The following is a 16,349-nucleotide window of genomic DNA, read 5'->3' on the forward strand; positions in this document are numbered from 1 at the left end:
AGTATGAACTTGATGCCTGATAGTGACATTCTGACCCTTTTGTTAGGGGCAACTCTGACTGTAAAATTGGTTATGACCTTTTTGGCGTGTATGTCCTTGTGGAGTTGGGCCATCATCTTTTTTAAATTTTTCACAATTGGGACAGCTCGTAAGCGCGTCATGAGCGGCTATGAAGCATTCATGAACTCCGAAGATCTCACCAGTGGACTCAAAGCGATTGGAACAAGAGAGCAAACTCCTCTGGCTCGAGTTTCAACTTTGGCAGTGCATGAATTCCGTTTGCTGGAAAAGGCGGACGTCAACCGAGAGCGTAAACGACTGCTGGTCAAGGATACTCTTCGGCGCGTTTTGAAGCAGGGAATTTCTAAGGAAATGAGAGTGTTGACGCGAAATCTTCCATTCCTTGCCACATGTGCCAACGCTGCCCCTTTTATTGGGTTATTCGGAACGGTGTGGGGGATCATGCATTCATTCCATTCCATAGGGCAGACTCAATCTGCAGCATTGGCAACAGTGGCACCAGGTATTTCCGAAGCATTGATTGCCACGGCGATCGGGTTGATTGTCGCTATTCCTGCCACGATCTTTTACAATTATTTCCTTGGTAAGCTTAATGAAGTCGAAAGCGGAATGGTCGACTTTGCTGGTGCTTTTCTCAATCGTGCCGAGCGAGAGATCGCTTGGGCATCCAAGGCCGAGAAGAAAGGGTAGGCGGCGTCATGGCAATCAAGACGGGCGGTGGATTTCTCAACGAAATCAATGTGACTCCCTTTGTTGATGTCATGCTGGTGCTTTTGATCATTTTCATGGTGACGGCCCCTTTGATGACGCAGGGAGTGGAAGTTGATCTGCCAACAACGAGAACTGTAAAGAATTTACCTCAGGACTCTGAGCACTTGGTCCTCTCCATTAAAAAAGATGGGACACTTTTCCTTGATGAATATCAAGTTGGACTTGAAGAACTCGAAAGTCATCTCAAACGACTTGTCTCCAAACAGAAGAAACAGTTGTTTCTTCGGGCTGATAAAGAAGTGGCGTATGGTACGGTTGTGCAGGTCATGGGTGAGATCAAAGCTGCTGGCATTGATCGCCTGGGGATAGTGGCAGAACAGAACAAGGATGACAAAAAGAAGTAATCCCTGAGGGATTTTCATATTATGCGGCTTCGCCTCGGTCTTTTCCTTTCTCTCCTCCTTCATACCGGCTTTATTGCCTACGCTTTGTTTCTGGGCAACGATACGAATGTTCAGGTAAACATGAATCGTCCTGTATATACGGTTGACCTTATCTCCTTGGCTCCGCCTCCGACAGCTCCGGCACCCGTTGTGGAAGTTATACAGAAAAGTGTAGAAGTGCCTTCCGTCCCAACAGTTGAAGCTGCTCCTGAATCGACTCCTGTCGTTGTTCAAGCTCCAGCAGTAGAAGCGAAAGCGGAACCCAAGATTGAGGATATCAGCCCAAAGAAGGTTAAGAAAAAGACTCTTATAAAAAAGAAAAAGGAAGAGCCCAAAGTCACACCAAAGCCCAAACCAAAGCCCAAAAAGACTGCCCAGCAGTTACGGCAAGAAGCATTGGCTGCCGCCCAAGCTGCCGTGCGGCGTGAGGAACAGAAGAAGGCTCAAGCTTTGCAAAAGGAGTTGGCCGCCCTCAAGAAACAGGAGGGTGATCAGGTCTACTCTCACGGTGCGCAAGATGGCAAGGAAGGAGGGGGTGTCGGAGGAACTGGTTCTGGGCTTTCCGAGGTTTATTCCCTTATTGTGGGGTTGGCGATCAAGAAAAATTGGCGATACCCCACTTTTTCAGGGGAGGCTAATCTTCTGACTGTTGTCGAATTGACATTGGCAGAAGATGGCAAGATTCTTTCTTCGATAATACGTGAGTCGTCAGGCAACTCTGAATTCGACAACTCCACGCTCCGGGCTATAAAGGAAACCCAGTACGTGGAGCGTCCTCGTACGGAACGGGATCGTATTCTTCTTATCAATTTCAACAGCCAGGAACTCTCAGAGTGATCTGTATGCAACGAATATTATTAATAAGTCTTTCATGTGTGATGAGTGTTTTCTTTTTTTCCTCAGCCTTTGCGGACGGTCCTCTTTCTGTTGATATTCATGGACCTGGGCAAAAGATGGTCAATATCATTCTTCTTCCACCAAAGGGAATTGGCGGAAGCCCGTTGCCTGAAGCCCTTGCCAGGTCTTTTGAAAATATTGTCAAAGAAAATCTGGGCTACATTCCCTTTCTTCACGTTGTCCCTATGGCTGAATTGTTAGGTGGGGATCCCAGTACGGGGGTGCAGGGGCGTGAGATCGATTATAAACCGATGCAGTTGGCTCGAATAGACTTGTGCCTGACTACAGGCTGGAACGGCAATTACCTGGAGGCTCGTATCTTTGACACTTTTAGCGGGCGTCGTCTGGTAGGGAAAGCCTATAATGATATGAGCGAGCAAACATTGCCGCCAGCGGCAGATAGGTTTAGTTCCGCTTTTCTGGAAGCCTTAACGGGAAAGAAAGGTTTCTTTGATTCCCCTATAGCCTTTGTCAAACAGGAAGGAAAGACCAAGGAAATATTTACCATTCTTCCTCAAGGACGCGCTCTGAAGCGTATTACTCGTTTAGGTGGATTCAACCTCAGTCCCGCTTGGTCACAAAACGGAGAGCAGATTGTTTTTACCCATATAGGGAAATCAAGGCATGAACTTGGAGTCTATGATGGTAAAACGAAGAAAATACGGATGATTAGCAAAGGATTAGGGCAGACCGTCATCAGTCCGGTGTTCGGGCCGCAGAATCGGTTGCTCGTTGCTCTTAATAGAAATGGTGCGACGAATATCTATGAATTGGATTCAAAATTCAACCCGAAGCGCATTTTGGCAGAAAGTCCTTATATCGATGTTTCACCAAGTTTTGATCGAACCGGCAACCTCATGGCGTTTACATCGGGCAGGGCTGGTAATCCTCATATTTATCTTCTTACTGTGAAAACCGGTAAGATTAGACGAGTGACAATCAGTGGAAAATACAATACGCATCCCTGCCTGAGTCCTGATGGGCGATATATTGCTTACACCCATAGAACAGCCAATGGGCACAGGATATTCTTGCATGATCTGGAAACAGGTCGTGAACAACAATTGACTTTTGGGCCGGGAAACGATGAGTACCCTGCGTTTGGGCCGGATGGATACTTTATCGCATTTGCCTCCAGTCGGATTGGAGAATATCAACTGTATCTTACTACCAGACATGGAGACAAGCCCAAGAAGATCTCCACAGGTCCAGAACCGGCATTTGCCCCGGCGTGGGATACTTCAATGCAATGATGATTTGTCACGCGACGAGGGTTGATTTTTATTGGAGAAGGCGTACATCTAGTTGAAAGTCTGACCAATGGCTTGAAAATTATATAAGTAATGGCCGGTCAACGGCGTTAACGAAGGAGCTGGCATGAAATTGAAGTGGAATATTGTCATACTGACCATTTTGGCTATGGCGCTTATGATGGCCGCCGGGTGTGCCAAAAAAACGACATCCAGTACACCTCCTGGCGCACAAGTCGAGGTGAAGGATGATACGCAATGGTCGCCGCCCCCAGCTCCAGTTGAGGAACCCAAAGTTGATGAAGCCACGCTTGCTGCTGAAGCAGAAGCTCGCGCCAAAGCGGAGGCGGTCGAGGAGTTGTCCAGCGTTGTCATTCATTTTGCCTTTGATTCCTACGAATTAAGTGAAGAAGCACGTTCTGTGTTGGCTCTTAAGGCAAATGTCATGCGTCGTTACAAGAATATTCGGGTTGTTATCGAAGGGCATTGTGATGAGCGTGGTACTGAAGAGTATAACCTTGCACTTGGTGAACGTCGAGCCCGCGCTGCTTATGAACACCTCGTTATTCTCGGTGTTGATCCCGAGCGTATGTCTCTAGTCAGTTTCGGTGAGGAACGGCCAGTCGATTCCGGTCATACTGAGACTTCCTGGGAAAAGAATCGCCGTGCCGAGTTTGTTGTTCAGTAGATTCTTTTATGTCTGAAGCTCTTGGGCCGCTTCTTTGTAGAAGCGGCCTTTTTTTATACTAAAAAAGAAGTGTGATCAAAGAAAGAAAGACCAATGCATAAAGGCCCGCAACTCCATCGTCAAGCATCACTCCCATTCCACCTGGAAAGGTATTTTCAGTCCATTTGACAGGCCATGGTTTGAATATGTCAAATCCCCGGAAGAGGCAGAAGGCAACCGCAAGCTGCCAGTTTGTCGTGCTGCAAAAAAGGATCGCGAGCCACTGCCCGAAAAGTTCATCGATAATGACACAGCCGGGGTCTTTTTCCGCATATACTTTTTCAGCACGAGAGCAGGCCCATATCCCGACACAAAGGATCACCAAAAGGATGAGCAGTCGTTGTGGAAAGGAAAAAGGAAGAAAAAGCCAGGGAGCGGTGAGAATAGCAGCAAGAGATCCCCATGTCCCAGGAGCTTTGGGGAAATGACCTACAGGACCAAGTGTTGCTAGAGAGGTCGCAAAGCGATCAAGTCTGGGGTGTTGAATCATTTTGAACTCCTAACCCTGATGATTTTTTTAGTAAGCAATGTGTCGAGTATGCTGGAGACAGGCAAGCCCACCACATTGGTATAAGAACCAGCTATGCTGGTGATGAGGAATGCTCCAATTCCCTGGATAGCATAGGCTCCCGCCTTGTCCAATGGTTCACCCGTTGTGATATACTTTTCCAACTCTGACTTTCTGGAAAACCGCATCGTGACATCCGTCGATATAGAATGGGTTGTTACATCGTTTGGCGCAAGAGCAAGGCAAAAAGCCGTGATGACCTGGTGAGTTTTTCCAGAAAGCGCCATGAGCATATGCAGGGCGTCTTCTTTATCCACAGGCTTTCCCATAATACGTTGGTTCAGGACAACTATGGTATCAGCTCCTATGACTGGGCTGTGTTTCTGTTGTTGTCTGGCAATATCCAATGTCTTCATGGTTGCCATGCGTTGGGCATACTGAGACGGAGCTTCTCCAGCGTCTGGTGCAGGCTCATCGAGTGTGGAAGGAATGATTTTAAAATTCAAACCAAGATTGGAAAGTAACTCTTTTCTGCGAGGTGAACCAGAGGCGAGTATGAGTGGGCCGTCATTTTCAAAAGGACCATATGGTGTTGTTATCATAATTTCTGTTCTTCACTCATAATGGAAGGCGCGTCAATCGAGTGTCCTGACGGCTTTTTGGCATGTCTTGAATCTTTTCTTTGTTTTCATGATCTAGTTGTTTTTTTAGCTTTATATATTGGGATTTTATGTCCTTGGCAGAATTCTTGCTGTATTCTCATCGTGAAAATACAGGAGTGCCCATGAACGAGAGAGAAAAGAACACGATAACAAGCTTTACTTCATTTGACCAAATGGAAGGGCATGCCTCGACTCCTGGCATGAATGATTGGGCTGTACCCTGGTCTGACCTCATGATGGTCATGTTTGTTTTATTTGTGGTGTTGTTTGTATACTCAGAGACACATCAGAATGTGAAAGTACTCTTTAGTCAACAGAGTGCTGATGAAGCTCAGGCAACCAGCACTCTGGATCCCCTGATCGGCCTTATTGGGCAGATATCCAGTCGAGCCGGGGGACAAGATAAGCAGGAGAGTGTCAATGTGACTGGCAGTGAGGTCCTTTATAGGTCCAGAATTGATGGTGTCACTGTTGTACGAGAAGGACGGGACCGGATCAAAGTGACCCTACGCGGTGAACTTTTCTTTGCTGCCGGAGAATCCACTCTCAAACCAGATGCAGACCAATATCTCCAGGAAGTGGCCCGAGTTGTTAAACTGAGTGTAGGGACAGTCCATGTCGTGGGATACGCGGCCGCCAATGAAGCCTCGGGAACAAGGAGCTTTATCTTATCCAGTCAACGCGCAACAGATGTCGCTGATTATCTCATGGGAAAATTTGCTATCGCTCCCAAACGAATCATTGTGAGTGGCAGGGGCACCTATAACCCCGAAGTGCCGGAAACATCCGAGGCCAATCATACTATGAATAGACGGGTTGAAATTATAATTACCAATGAAGTTTGAGTCGATTGGAGGAAATGATGAATAAGAAAAATCTGGCAGGCGTCATTGTCAGCCTTTTGATTTTCGTTGGAAGTTTTCTTTTGACCGGAACCGCTGCAGCGTATTGGAATGTTGCAGCTTTGCTGGTTGTTCTTTCAGGACTCGTTGCGGCAATGCTTCTCAGTTATCCAGTATCCCATGTCAAGAACGCATTTATGGTTGCGCGTAACACCTACTTGAATGGGAGTGTTACATCGGAAGAAATTGTCAATACTTTGCTTGATCTGTCCGTAAAAAGTAAAGTTGATGGTGTACTTTCGCTTGAGAGGAATGAAAATAGCGATATCAGCACCTTTCTTAAAAGTGGGCTGATGTTGCTCGTGGATAACTACAAGGAAGATGAAATTCGCGAAACATTGAATGTGGAAATGGCTTTTTTTAATCTTCGTCGCCAACAGAGTGAACGATTTTTTCTGACCATGGCACGAACAGCTCCTGCATTCGGTGTAGCGGGAAGTGTTATCGGGTTGATAGGTCTGCTTATGGGGATTAACGATACCGCAGTTATTCTTAAGAATATCCCGGTCGCATTTATTTCGACTCTCTACGGTTTGGTTCTGAGCCATTTGATATTTTCTCCCATCGCCGAAAATATCAATTATTCCACAAGAGCGGAACTCCTGAATCAAAAATTGGTTCTTGAAGGGGTCGTGGCTATTAGCAAAGAACAAAATTCTTATAAACTGGAACGCAAGCTGGTGTCCTTCCTGAGTCCGAGCCAACGCGCCGGAAAAACGGAAACTCTTCGTAAAATAAGGAGAAAGTACGTTCAAAAGCTCCAGGAACCTTTAGAGACCGTTGGCGAGGATGCTTCCCCTGATCTTCTGAAAGATGCAACAGAAGCTGCATAATTGAAAAGGGTACAACCAAGTTGAAAAAGGAGTCGTAAGGCTCCTTTTTTTTTCATCTGTTTATGCTAGTCTCCTTCGCACGGGAGGAGACTTTTATATGGCTCATATTTTGGCAGCAGACATCGGTGGAACCAACAGTCGTTTTGCCCTTTTTGAGTATTCGGGGGGACGGTTGGAAATGGTTGATTCCATCTGGCTGAAAACCCATGGCGCTTCATCTTTTCAAGAACTTCTCAGCCAGCTTTGGGCAAGCGATTTCTCTGCTCAGCCCGGAACATTTCAAAGCGGTGCTCTTGCTGTTGCCGGTGCGGTACAGCATGGGATGGTATGTGAAAATCTCCCCAATGCTCCATGGGGGGTCGATCTCAACGAAGTGTCATTTGGGAGTGTTCCAGTTCGGCTTATCAATGATTTCGTTGCCCAAGCCTATGCCTGTCGAACTCTTGCCGTAGAGGATTCACTGATTATACAGCATGGCATTGCTGAAGAAATCGGCGTTGTAGGGGTCATCGGGGCTGGGACAGGTCTTGGTTATTCGGCGTTGCTCCATACTCATGGGACATGGATAGCTCTGCCTTCCGAGGGAGGGCATATGGCTTTCCCTTTTTATGGTAGAGCTGAGTTGGAGTATGCCGAATTCAATTGTCAGCGCAGTGGGCGTAATTGGGCTGAGGGGGACAGCGTGGTTACCGGTCTGGGGCTGTCTTTGATTCACGAATTTTTGACAGGAGAAACGTTGGCTCCTGAGGACGTTTCTCAGAGTATCACCCAGGAGAGTGAAACCGCCAAGTGGTTTGCCAGATTTTACGGGAGAGCCTGTCGGAATTGGGCCCTTGCCCTGATGGCTCATGGGGGACTGTTCATTGCCGGTGGCATGGCCGCAAAAAATACCATGTTGGTAAATCATCCTTGTTTTATTGAAGAATTTCACAATACACACGTCTATTCAAATTTTTTACGATCTGTCCCAATCAAGCTCAATACCAATGAGGAAAGTGGGTTGTTTGGGGCAGCTTTTTATGCGCAACAGTTACTCGGAAGTGAGTGAGGGACATGATACACAAATATTATCTGAAGCGTCTTGCTCTTGTATTGATTCTTGTTGGGATAATTGCTTGTTATATTCTCTTTGATTTGGGACGTTTTTTGTCTCTCGAATACCTCAAATCTTCTAGAGAAAGTTTCCAAGCTCTTTATAATGAACATACCTTTTTTGTTCTCGCCGGTTATTTTATGCTTTATGTCCTGACCACTGCTTTTGCCCTTCCCGCAGCGACAGTGATATCTCTCGCCGGTGGTGCTCTCTTCGGACTAGCAACGGGAGTATTCATCGTTTCTTTTGCCAGTACAATAGGGGCGACATTGGCCTTTATTATGTCGAGATACCTGTTCCGGGATTGGGTTCAGGATAAGTTTGGAGAACGTCTTAAAAAAATTAACGAAGGTGTTGAGAGAGAAGGGGCTTTTTACCTTTTCACTTTGAGGCTGATCCCCGCTATTCCTTTTTTTGTCATTAACACGGTTATGGCGCTGACACCCATGCGACTCTTTACCTTTTATTGGGTTTCGCAAGTGGGTATGTTCCCGGCTACCGTCATTTACATTAATGCCGGTAAAGAACTCGGGCAACTGGAATCTCTTTCCGGGTTATTTTCACCAAGTCTCATTATTTCGTTTATTATATTGGGGTTATTCCCTTTGGTCATGAAAAAGACATTGAGTTGGATTCAAGCCAGGAGATAGCGATATGGCACGTTATGACTTTGATATAGGAATACTTGGTGGCGGAGCTGCCGGATTGACTGTCGCATCTGGAGCGGCTCAACTCGGTATGAAGGTTTTATTACTTGAGAAGGAAATGTTGCTTGGCGGTGATTGTCTCCACTATGGATGTGTACCAAGTAAGACCCTGATAAAGACGGCCTCGGTTTATCATGAGATGAGGAGAGCCTCGGATTTTGGGCTTCCTTCTTTCAATCTCCCCCCAGTGGATTTCCGACAAGTCGGGAGTAGGATTCAATCCGTTATTGATGCTATTCAAGTGCATGATTCGGTAGACAGATTTTGCCAACTTGGTGTGCAGGTCGACTTCGGTCAGGCTTCATTCGTGGACAGTCATACTGTTGAGTATGGGCCGAAACGGGTCTCGGCTCAATTCTGGGTGATTGCGACCGGGTCTCACTCTTCGATTCCGGTGATTCCCGGACTGGATGGCGTCGACTTTCTGACGAACCGAGACCTTTTTTCTTTGGAAGCGTTACCCAAGTCACTGATCATCATCGGGGCCGGGCCAATTGGTTGTGAGATGGCTCAGGCTTTTTCTCGTTTGGGGACTGATGTGACTGTTTTGCAACGGAATTGTCAGGTATTGTCTCTCGAAGATGGAGATATGGCCAGTGTTGTACAGACGACTTTGCAATCGGAAGGAGTCACTGTCCATCTCTGCGCCCAGACAATAAAAGTTTCTGATAAGAACAACTCTATCGTAGTTCGGTATGAAATAGATGGAGCAGAGTATAGTCTTGAGGCCGAAAAACTTTTGGTGGCAACAGGTCGGTCTCCGAGCATCGAGGGGCTGCATTTGGAGAATGCAGGTGTTGAGTCTGATCATAAAGGGGTGTTGGTCGATCATAGATTGAGAACAACGCAAAAGCATATTTTTGCGGCAGGGGACGTTACTGGTCGATATCAATTCACTCATGCTGCGGGGTATGAAGGGGGGATCGTCGTTTCCAATGTTGCGTTCAGACTTCCTCGCAAAGTTGATTATACATGGCTCCCCTGGTGTACATATACCGAACCGGAACTTGCTAGTATCGGGCTGAATGAAAAGGCGGCCAAGCAAGCGGGGAGAGAGTATTCCGTTTTGGAAGAGAGTTTTACGGAGAATGATCGTGCTCAAGCTGAGGGGGCCTCAGTTGGTAGAATTAAAATATTACTGACGAAAAAGGGAAAGCCCTTAGGCGTGCAGATTGTTGGCCCACATGCCGGGGAGGTTCTTTCAGAGTGGGTAGCTATTCTGAATGGAAAAACAGGCTTATCCACACTTGCTTCTGCTATTCATCCATACCCGACAGTGAGTGAAATCAACAAACGAGTCGCTGGCAGCATCCTTTCCCAGAAAATTTTTTCAGAACCGGTGCGAAAGACCCTTCGATTCTTTTTTGGGTATCAAGGAAAAGCCTGCAAGCTTGATTAATCGGGCAAACATGGGTAAGTGACCACCTTCTTTTGAGACGAGAGTCGAAACAAGGAGAATATTTCGTATGGGTGATAAAAGCCGATATCAAAAGATGTTTCCAGTATCATGGGAGCAACTGCATAGGGATTGCCGGGCATTGTCATGGCGTCTGATGGAGAAAGGGCCTTGGAAAGGTATTATAGCAATTACGCGGGGGGGGCTTGTCCCGGCCGCCATACTCGCGCGTGAGCTTGATATTCATTTGGTGGATACTATCTGCCTTTCCAGTTATAATTGGAAAGAACAGGGGCAGGCTCAGGTTCTCAAAAAAATTGATAATGATGGCGATGGTTGGTTATTGATAGACGACCTCGTGGATACTGGAAAAACAGCTAAAATTGCTCAGGATATGGTGCCAAAAGCCCATTTTGCCACGGTTTATGCAAAGCCTGAAGGTCGGCCCATGGTCGAAACGTATATTACTGAAGTGAGCCAGGACACTTGGATTCTTTTTCCCTGGGATGCAGGTTCTCAATTTGTGGAACCAATTATTCAAGTTGTGGAATAGGACTGTCTGTCCAGATTGTTTGAATGCAGGGTGAGTTCGATGAGTCTGTCGAAAGCATCCGAAGATGGTGCTCTGAAATGTGTGCAGAGATAGTGAGATTGGATCAAAAGTTAACGGAGAGGTCCTCATGAAAAGAATGCTGAAACTGCTCGTTGTCGTCGCTTCCATGGCGATGATGTTGTCTCTCTTCGCTTGTGGCGAAGCCCCTCAGGAAGAAAAAACGGAAGCATTGCCTCCTCAGGCAGAAGCACCAGAAGAGGCTGCCAAGACAGTTAAGGCTGGTTTTGTTTATGTTTCTCCCGTTGGTGACGCTGGATATTCTTACTCTCATGACCTTGGGCGTAAGGCTGTGGATGCATTGGACTTCACGGAGACCGCTTTTGTTGAGTCCGTTCCTGAAGGTGCAGATTCTGAACGTGTTATTCGTAATATGGCCCGCAAAGGGTTTAATGTTATCTTTACGACCAGTTTTGGCTATATGGACCCGACCATGAAGGTCGCCAAGGAATTCCCCGATGTGGCATTCATGCATTGTTCAGGTTTTAAAAAAGCTGAGAATGTCAGTAATTATTTCGGCCGAATCTATCAGTCTCGCTATCTGACCGGGCTTGTTGCCGGAGCCATGACCAAGTCCAACAAACTTGGGTATGTGGCTGCGTTTCCTATCCCCGAAGTCATTCGCGGTATCAATGCCTTTGCAATTGGTGCAAGAGAGATGAATCCCGATGCTGAAGTTCGTGTTGTCTGGACAAAAACATGGTATGATCCTGCGTTGGAAAAGGATGCAGCCAAGTCCTTGCTGGACGCCGGATGCGATGTCATTACTCAGCATCAGGATTCCCCGGCTGCACAGGAGGCTGCACAGGAGGCCGGTGCATATTCTATTGGGTATAATTCCGACATGGCATCTTTTGCTCCGAAGGCACATCTGACCTCTGCTATCTGGAACTGGGGACCTGCTTATGTCAAAACTGTTGAGCAAATAAAAAATGGTACCTGGAAGGGCAATCAGTCTGCATGGTGGTCCATGGCTGATGGTGTCGTTGACATCGCGCCGATGGGACCGATGGTTCCCGAAGATGTGAAGGAAATAGTCTTAGCACACAAGGCCAAGCTCGTGGCAGGGGATGACACTATCTTTGCAGGACCTCTCAAGAATCAGAACGGCGAGGTTGTCGTGACCGAAGGAGCCGTTATCCCTGATGGTGATTTGCTTGGTATGACCTGGTTCGTTGAAGGTGTTATTGGCACCACAGAATAAAGCCTTGGACACAGAGTGCTAAAAATAAGAAAAAGAGAAGAACCCTGGAAGTGGGGCGCCCTGGTAATATTCCTGGGCGCCCTGCTCTTTTCACTTGGGGTGAGTGCATTGCTCCTTGCTGTTCAAGGGAAGGATGCCTTGTATGGCATGGATATTTTATGGCAGGGAAGTTTTGGGCATTTGTGGGCCTTGGAAGGAGCTTTGCTCAAAGCCATTCCGCTCTTTCTCTGCTCTTTAGGTGTGGCTGTGGCCTTTAGAATGCAGATATGGAATATCGGTGCAGAAGGACAGTTTGCCCTTGGAGCCATTGGGGCAACCTGGATGGCACTTTCTTTTCCGGACCTTCCGGCTTTCTTTCTTCTCCCCCTGATGTTTTTCATGGCCTTTATTCTTGGGGGGCTTTGGGCATTAATCCCAGCTTTTCTCAGACTCAAGCTTCGTGTGAACGAGATTATTTCGACCCTCATGTTGAACTACATTGCCATATTGCTCCTGGACTATCTTGTTTTCGGTGTGTGGAAAGACCCCAAGAGTTTTGGATTTCCCATGACGGCTGAATTCCCTTCCAACGCTGTTATCGGTAGCATCGGTGGCAGCAAAGTTCATTGGGGTTTACTGTTTTGTGTGTGTGTTGGTGTTGTCTTGTGGGCATTCATGCGCTTTACCCGGCTTGGTTTTGAACTCAAGGCGAGTGGTGAAGGTGCTCGTGTCGCCAAATATGCCAAGATTCGCTATGGAATGCTTGTTATGTTTGTAATGGGATTATCCGGCGGATTCGCTGGATTTGCAGGTTGTATCGAAACTTCCGCAGTTCTCAACCGATTGCAGCCGAGCCTTATGGTCGGTTATGGTTACACTGCCATTGTTGTCGCATGGCTCGCTCGGCTTGAACCCCTCTATATTGCCTTGGGGTCCTTCCTCTTGGCTGCTCTCCGTGTGGGAGTCGAAAATCTTCAGCTTGAATTGCAGATTCCTGCAGCATTCGGTGTCATCATGGAAGGAATGATTTTACTGACTGTTTTGGCAGGACAGTTTTTTCTGATGTATAAGCTGGAACGCAAGCCGCGTTCACAGGATTAGCTGAAATTATGTGGGAATTTTTGATACCGCTGCTGGCCGCGACTGTGCAATCTGGCACTCCCATCCTTTATGCCACTCTCGGTGAGATGATGACTGAGAAAGGCGGAGTACTTAATCTTGGTGTGGAAGGAACCATGGCTGTGTCAGCCTTGGCAGCGTTTATAGTCAGTTCGTTGACAGGGTCGCCGTGGCTGGGCTTTCTAGCCGGAGGCTGTGCCGGGATGGCATTTGGCGCATTGCATGGTTTTGTTTGTATAATCTGCTTGGGAAATCAGGTGGTTTCCGGGTTGGCTTTGACCATACTTGGACTGGGATTGACTAATTATCTTGGGGTTCCGTATGTCGGTCTTTCCAGTCCGGGGTTTTCTCCATTTGATTTTCCTTTACTTTCTCAGATTCCGGTGTTGGGAGATATCTTTTTCAAACACGACATGCTTGTGTACATTTCTTTTATAGTTCCTGTTCTGTTTTGGTTCTTTTTCAAAAGGACAAGTCTGGGGCTTCACATTACAGCAACTGGTGAAATGCCAGTAGCCGCGAGTGCTGTCGGTCTTAAGCCAAGAGCCTTGCGATATGTTGCTGTCATTGCGGGGGGCTTCCTTATCGGTTTGGGAGGAGCATATCTCTCCTTGGCGTATACCCACCTATGGACCAATGGACTATCCGGAGGGCGGGGCTGGATCGCTGTTGCTTTAGTCATTTTTGCTTTTTGGCGTCCTGGAAGGGCGGTTATTGGAGCCTATCTTTTTGGTGGTGTTATGGCATTTCAACTGAGACTTCAGGCTATGGGGACTCATTTACCCTCTTCTCTTCTTCTCATGCTGCCATATCTTCTGACTATTTTTGTCTTGATCCTTTCAGCTGCGCGTGGACGTCGTATTGATGCTCCTGCGGCTTTGGGTACTAATATAGAGCCGGAAGGATAAGGTATGGCGGAGTTTAAATTTATTCGTCCGACAAGAGTTCGTCTTTTAGCAGAAGGAACTCAACCTGTCGTGAGTCTGCAAGGCGTTACCAAACGATTTGGTAAAGTCACGGCCAACGATTCCATCACCCTTGATATTTATCCTGGTCGCATAAAAGCCTTGCTCGGTGAAAACGGTGCTGGCAAATCAACTATGATGAGTATGCTTGCCGGTCGCTATCGCCCTGATGAAGGGCAGATCAAAGTTGATGGGAATCCGGTTCGTTTTTCTTCTTCCAAGGATGCCATCGCTGCGGGGATAGGCATGGTCTACCAGCATTTTATGCTTGTTGAATCTATGACCGTTGCCGAAAATGTTCTTCTTGGACAGGAAGGCGGATTCTGGGTCAATCCTGATAATATGATTCGCCGAGTTGGCGACTTGGCCGATAGGTATGGCTTGGAAATTGATCCCTCTGTTCGGGTCTGTGATCTTTCCATGGGAGAAAAGCAGATTGTTGAAATTCTCAAGCTGCTCTACAGGGAGAGTCGGATTCTTATTTTTGATGAACCGACGGCTGTTTTAACGCCTGAGGAGACAAACAGACTTTTCGAAGCGCTGTGGCGAATGACAGAGCAGGGTAAATCCATCATTTTCATCAGCCATAAATTGGAAGAGGTCATTGCTTTGGCTGATGAAATTGCCATTCTTCGCAAAGGGAAGATTGAGGGGGAACTCGACCCCAATGCTATTCAGTCAAAAGCAGAGCTGGCATCCCGCATGGTAGGGAGGGAAGTTCTCCTTGAGGTTGACCGTCAACCAGTTGAGATCGGCCATACTGTGCTTCAGGTCTCGAATATGACCGGAATGGGGCTTGAAAATATCGATTTTGAAGTTAGGCAAGGGGAGATTGTTGCCCTTGTCGGAGTTGCTGGCAACGGGCAGAAAGCGTTGGTTGAAGCGGTCACTGGCCTTGTCAAACCTCCTGTTGATACTGTTTTTATTATGGGGCAACCTTGGCGTCAGTTCTTTGCTGAATCCACCTGGAATCGCTCCATGTGCTATATTCCGGAAGATAGGTTAGGCCTTGCAACTCTTCGTAATCAGAATCTAGTAGATAATTTGCTTTTAACGACGCGCAAGGGATTTTCCAAAGGTCCATGGCTGAACAAGAAACAGGCTGAGAAAGATACCATTGATCTCATTGAGAAATTTGATATTCGGCCTGGTCGAATCCATGCCCTCGCGTGGCAGCTTTCAGGAGGGAATCTCCAGAAGGCTGTTTTGGCGAGGGAGCTTTTTAGGGAGCCTCGTTTTATTGTCGCTGAACAGCCAACACAAGGACTTGATGTTTCGGCCACGGAAGAGGTCTGGAACCGGTTACTGGAGGCTCGGAATCTTGCGGGAATCCTCCTGGTGACCGGAGATCTGAATGAAGCGTTGCAATTGGCAGATCGTGTTGCTGTCATCTATCGAGGACAGATCTTAGGTATGCTGTCGTCTTCTGATCCTGAAATCTCGGGGAAAATCGGCCCTCTCATGGCTGGAATTACAGATTAACGGAAAAGAAGATGTCTTTATGTCAAGCTGTTGCGGCTTGATACCACCTTTATTCTTTTGAGGAGTGTTTCATGAATATCCGTAAAGCCCACATCTCTTTTGTTCTGATACTGATCATGCTTTTCAGTTTTTCCGGCATATCAAGCGCTGCTGGTACAACATTGGAGAAAGTCAAGGAAAAGGGCGTCATTACTGTTGGCAACAGTCCAGACTACCCGCCCTTCGAGTCGATAGGGGACAATGGAGAGCGTGTTGGATTTGATATTGATCTGCTTGATGCTGTTGCCCAGAAAATTGGCGTCAAGGTGCAGTGGGTTACTATGGAATTCGCCGCGATCGTAACTGCGGTTCAGAGTGGACAGGTTGATATGGGGATGTCCGGATTCAGCATTACCCCAGAGCGTCGTGAGCAAGTTGGCTTCTCCGCTCCGTATTTTGCTAGTGGTCAGGTTATAGTCACCCGACCGGATTCAGATATCAAAAACGTTGCTGATCTGAATGGGAAAAAAATAGCTGTACAGCTCGGGACTACAGGAGAGCAGCAGGCAGATAAGATTGAAGGTGCTTCTGTCATTAAGCCTGAAAGCTATAGTATTGCTTTTATGATGTTGCACAATAATGCTGCTGACGCAGTTATCGCTGATTTGAGCGTTGCTGATGAATACATGAAAAATGGTACTTTCAAGAAAGCTGGTGAGCCTTTGTCTTTTGAGGAGTTTGCCATGATTTCCCGAAAAGGAAATGAAGATTTGTTGGCTGCACTCAACGCAGCATTGGATGCCGTCAAGAAAGATGGCACCTATGATGCGATTGTTAAGAAGTGGAACTTTTAGTTTGAAG

General features: G+C 47.0%; 18 protein-coding genes. 16 read left to right on the plus strand and 2 right to left on the minus strand.

Annotated elements, in window-relative coordinates:
• Positions 1-3: 3 nt before the first annotated feature.
• From BN4_RS01145 to pal, 5 genes are all read left to right on the plus strand, one after another.
• A complete protein-coding gene (locus BN4_RS01145; protein WP_041720529.1) occupies positions 4-711 on the plus strand; it encodes a MotA/TolQ/ExbB proton channel family protein in 708 nt (235 codons plus the stop codon).
• Positions 712-719: 8 nt separating this feature from the next.
• A complete protein-coding gene (gene tolR, locus BN4_RS01150) occupies positions 720-1,136 on the plus strand; it encodes a protein TolR (RefSeq protein WP_041720076.1) in 417 nt (138 codons plus the stop codon).
• Between the two features lie 21 nt (positions 1,137-1,157).
• Positions 1,158-2,012 (plus strand): TonB family protein, encoded by an 855-nt coding sequence (locus BN4_RS01155; RefSeq protein ID WP_015413515.1) that lies wholly within the window; start codon positions 1,158-1,160, stop codon positions 2,010-2,012.
• A gap of 5 nt (positions 2,013-2,017) precedes the next feature.
• On the plus strand, positions 2,018-3,325 hold the full coding sequence (locus tag BN4_RS01160; RefSeq protein WP_015413516.1) for a PD40 domain-containing protein: 1,308 nt from the start codon (positions 2,018-2,020) through the stop codon (positions 3,323-3,325).
• A gap of 124 nt (positions 3,326-3,449) precedes the next feature.
• Positions 3,450-4,010, plus strand: coding sequence for a peptidoglycan-associated lipoprotein Pal (gene pal, locus BN4_RS01165; protein WP_015413517.1), 561 nt, complete (start codon positions 3,450-3,452; stop codon positions 4,008-4,010).
• Positions 4,011-4,068: 58 nt separating this feature from the next.
• On the opposite strand, the gene BN4_RS01170 is transcribed toward pal, so the two are convergent.
• Together BN4_RS01170 and BN4_RS01175 are read right to left on the minus strand one after the other, a co-directional pair.
• Complete coding sequence (locus BN4_RS01170; RefSeq protein ID WP_015413518.1) at positions 4,069-4,539, minus strand: phosphatidylglycerophosphatase A family protein; 471 nt, start codon at positions 4,537-4,539, stop codon at positions 4,069-4,071.
• The gene (locus BN4_RS01175) at positions 4,536-5,159 is read right to left on the minus strand and encodes a Maf family protein (RefSeq protein ID WP_015413519.1); all 624 of its coding nucleotides are present in this window, start codon (positions 5,157-5,159) and stop codon (positions 4,536-4,538) included. The genes BN4_RS01170 and BN4_RS01175 overlap by 4 nt, the downstream gene beginning before the upstream one ends.
• A gap of 182 nt (positions 5,160-5,341) precedes the next feature.
• Here BN4_RS01175 and BN4_RS01180 point away from each other — a divergent pair, with 182 nt between their 5' ends.
• The 11 genes from BN4_RS01180 (at position 5,342) to BN4_RS01230 (ending at position 16,342) form a co-directional block, all read left to right on the plus strand.
• Positions 5,342-6,064: an OmpA/MotB family protein gene (locus tag BN4_RS01180; RefSeq protein WP_015413520.1), complete on the plus strand. Its 723-nt coding sequence runs from the start codon at positions 5,342-5,344 to the stop codon at positions 6,062-6,064.
• Positions 6,065-6,078: 14 nt separating this feature from the next.
• On the plus strand, positions 6,079-6,954 hold the full coding sequence (locus BN4_RS01185) for a motility protein A (RefSeq protein ID WP_231856562.1): 876 nt from the start codon (positions 6,079-6,081) through the stop codon (positions 6,952-6,954).
• 97 nt (positions 6,955-7,051) lie between these two features.
• A complete protein-coding gene (locus BN4_RS01190; RefSeq protein ID WP_015413522.1) occupies positions 7,052-8,002 on the plus strand; it encodes a glucokinase in 951 nt (316 codons plus the stop codon).
• A 5-nt stretch (positions 8,003-8,007) separates the two neighbouring features.
• Positions 8,008-8,697, plus strand: coding sequence for a TVP38/TMEM64 family protein (locus BN4_RS01195; RefSeq protein ID WP_015413523.1), 690 nt, complete (start codon positions 8,008-8,010; stop codon positions 8,695-8,697).
• A 4-nt stretch (positions 8,698-8,701) separates the two neighbouring features.
• A complete protein-coding gene (locus BN4_RS01200; protein WP_015413524.1) occupies positions 8,702-10,153 on the plus strand; it encodes a dihydrolipoyl dehydrogenase family protein in 1,452 nt (483 codons plus the stop codon).
• Positions 10,154-10,220: 67 nt separating this feature from the next.
• A complete protein-coding gene (gpt, locus tag BN4_RS01205; protein ID WP_015413526.1) occupies positions 10,221-10,703 on the plus strand; it encodes a xanthine phosphoribosyltransferase in 483 nt (160 codons plus the stop codon).
• 127 nt (positions 10,704-10,830) lie between these two features.
• The gene (locus BN4_RS01210) at positions 10,831-11,964 is read left to right on the plus strand and encodes a BMP family ABC transporter substrate-binding protein (RefSeq protein ID WP_015413527.1); all 1,134 of its coding nucleotides are present in this window, start codon (positions 10,831-10,833) and stop codon (positions 11,962-11,964) included.
• Between the two features lie 15 nt (positions 11,965-11,979).
• A complete protein-coding gene (locus BN4_RS01215; RefSeq protein ID WP_015413528.1) occupies positions 11,980-13,044 on the plus strand; it encodes an ABC transporter permease in 1,065 nt (354 codons plus the stop codon).
• An 8-nt stretch (positions 13,045-13,052) separates the two neighbouring features.
• Positions 13,053-13,970 carry an ABC transporter permease gene (locus BN4_RS01220; protein WP_015413529.1) on the plus strand — a complete coding sequence of 306 codons (918 nt, stop codon included), beginning with the start codon at positions 13,053-13,055 and terminating at the stop codon, positions 13,968-13,970.
• Positions 13,971-13,973: 3 nt separating this feature from the next.
• On the plus strand, positions 13,974-15,509 hold the full coding sequence (locus BN4_RS01225) for an ABC transporter ATP-binding protein (protein ID WP_015413530.1): 1,536 nt from the start codon (positions 13,974-13,976) through the stop codon (positions 15,507-15,509).
• A 71-nt stretch (positions 15,510-15,580) separates the two neighbouring features.
• Positions 15,581-16,342: a basic amino acid ABC transporter substrate-binding protein gene (locus tag BN4_RS01230; RefSeq protein ID WP_015413531.1), complete on the plus strand. Its 762-nt coding sequence runs from the start codon at positions 15,581-15,583 to the stop codon at positions 16,340-16,342.
• Positions 16,343-16,349: the final 7 nt, after the last annotated feature.

Origin of the sequence: Pseudodesulfovibrio piezophilus C1TLV30 (genome assembly GCF_000341895.1) — a bacterium.
GTDB classification, from domain to species: domain Bacteria; phylum Desulfobacterota; class Desulfovibrionia; order Desulfovibrionales; family Desulfovibrionaceae; genus Pseudodesulfovibrio; species Pseudodesulfovibrio piezophilus.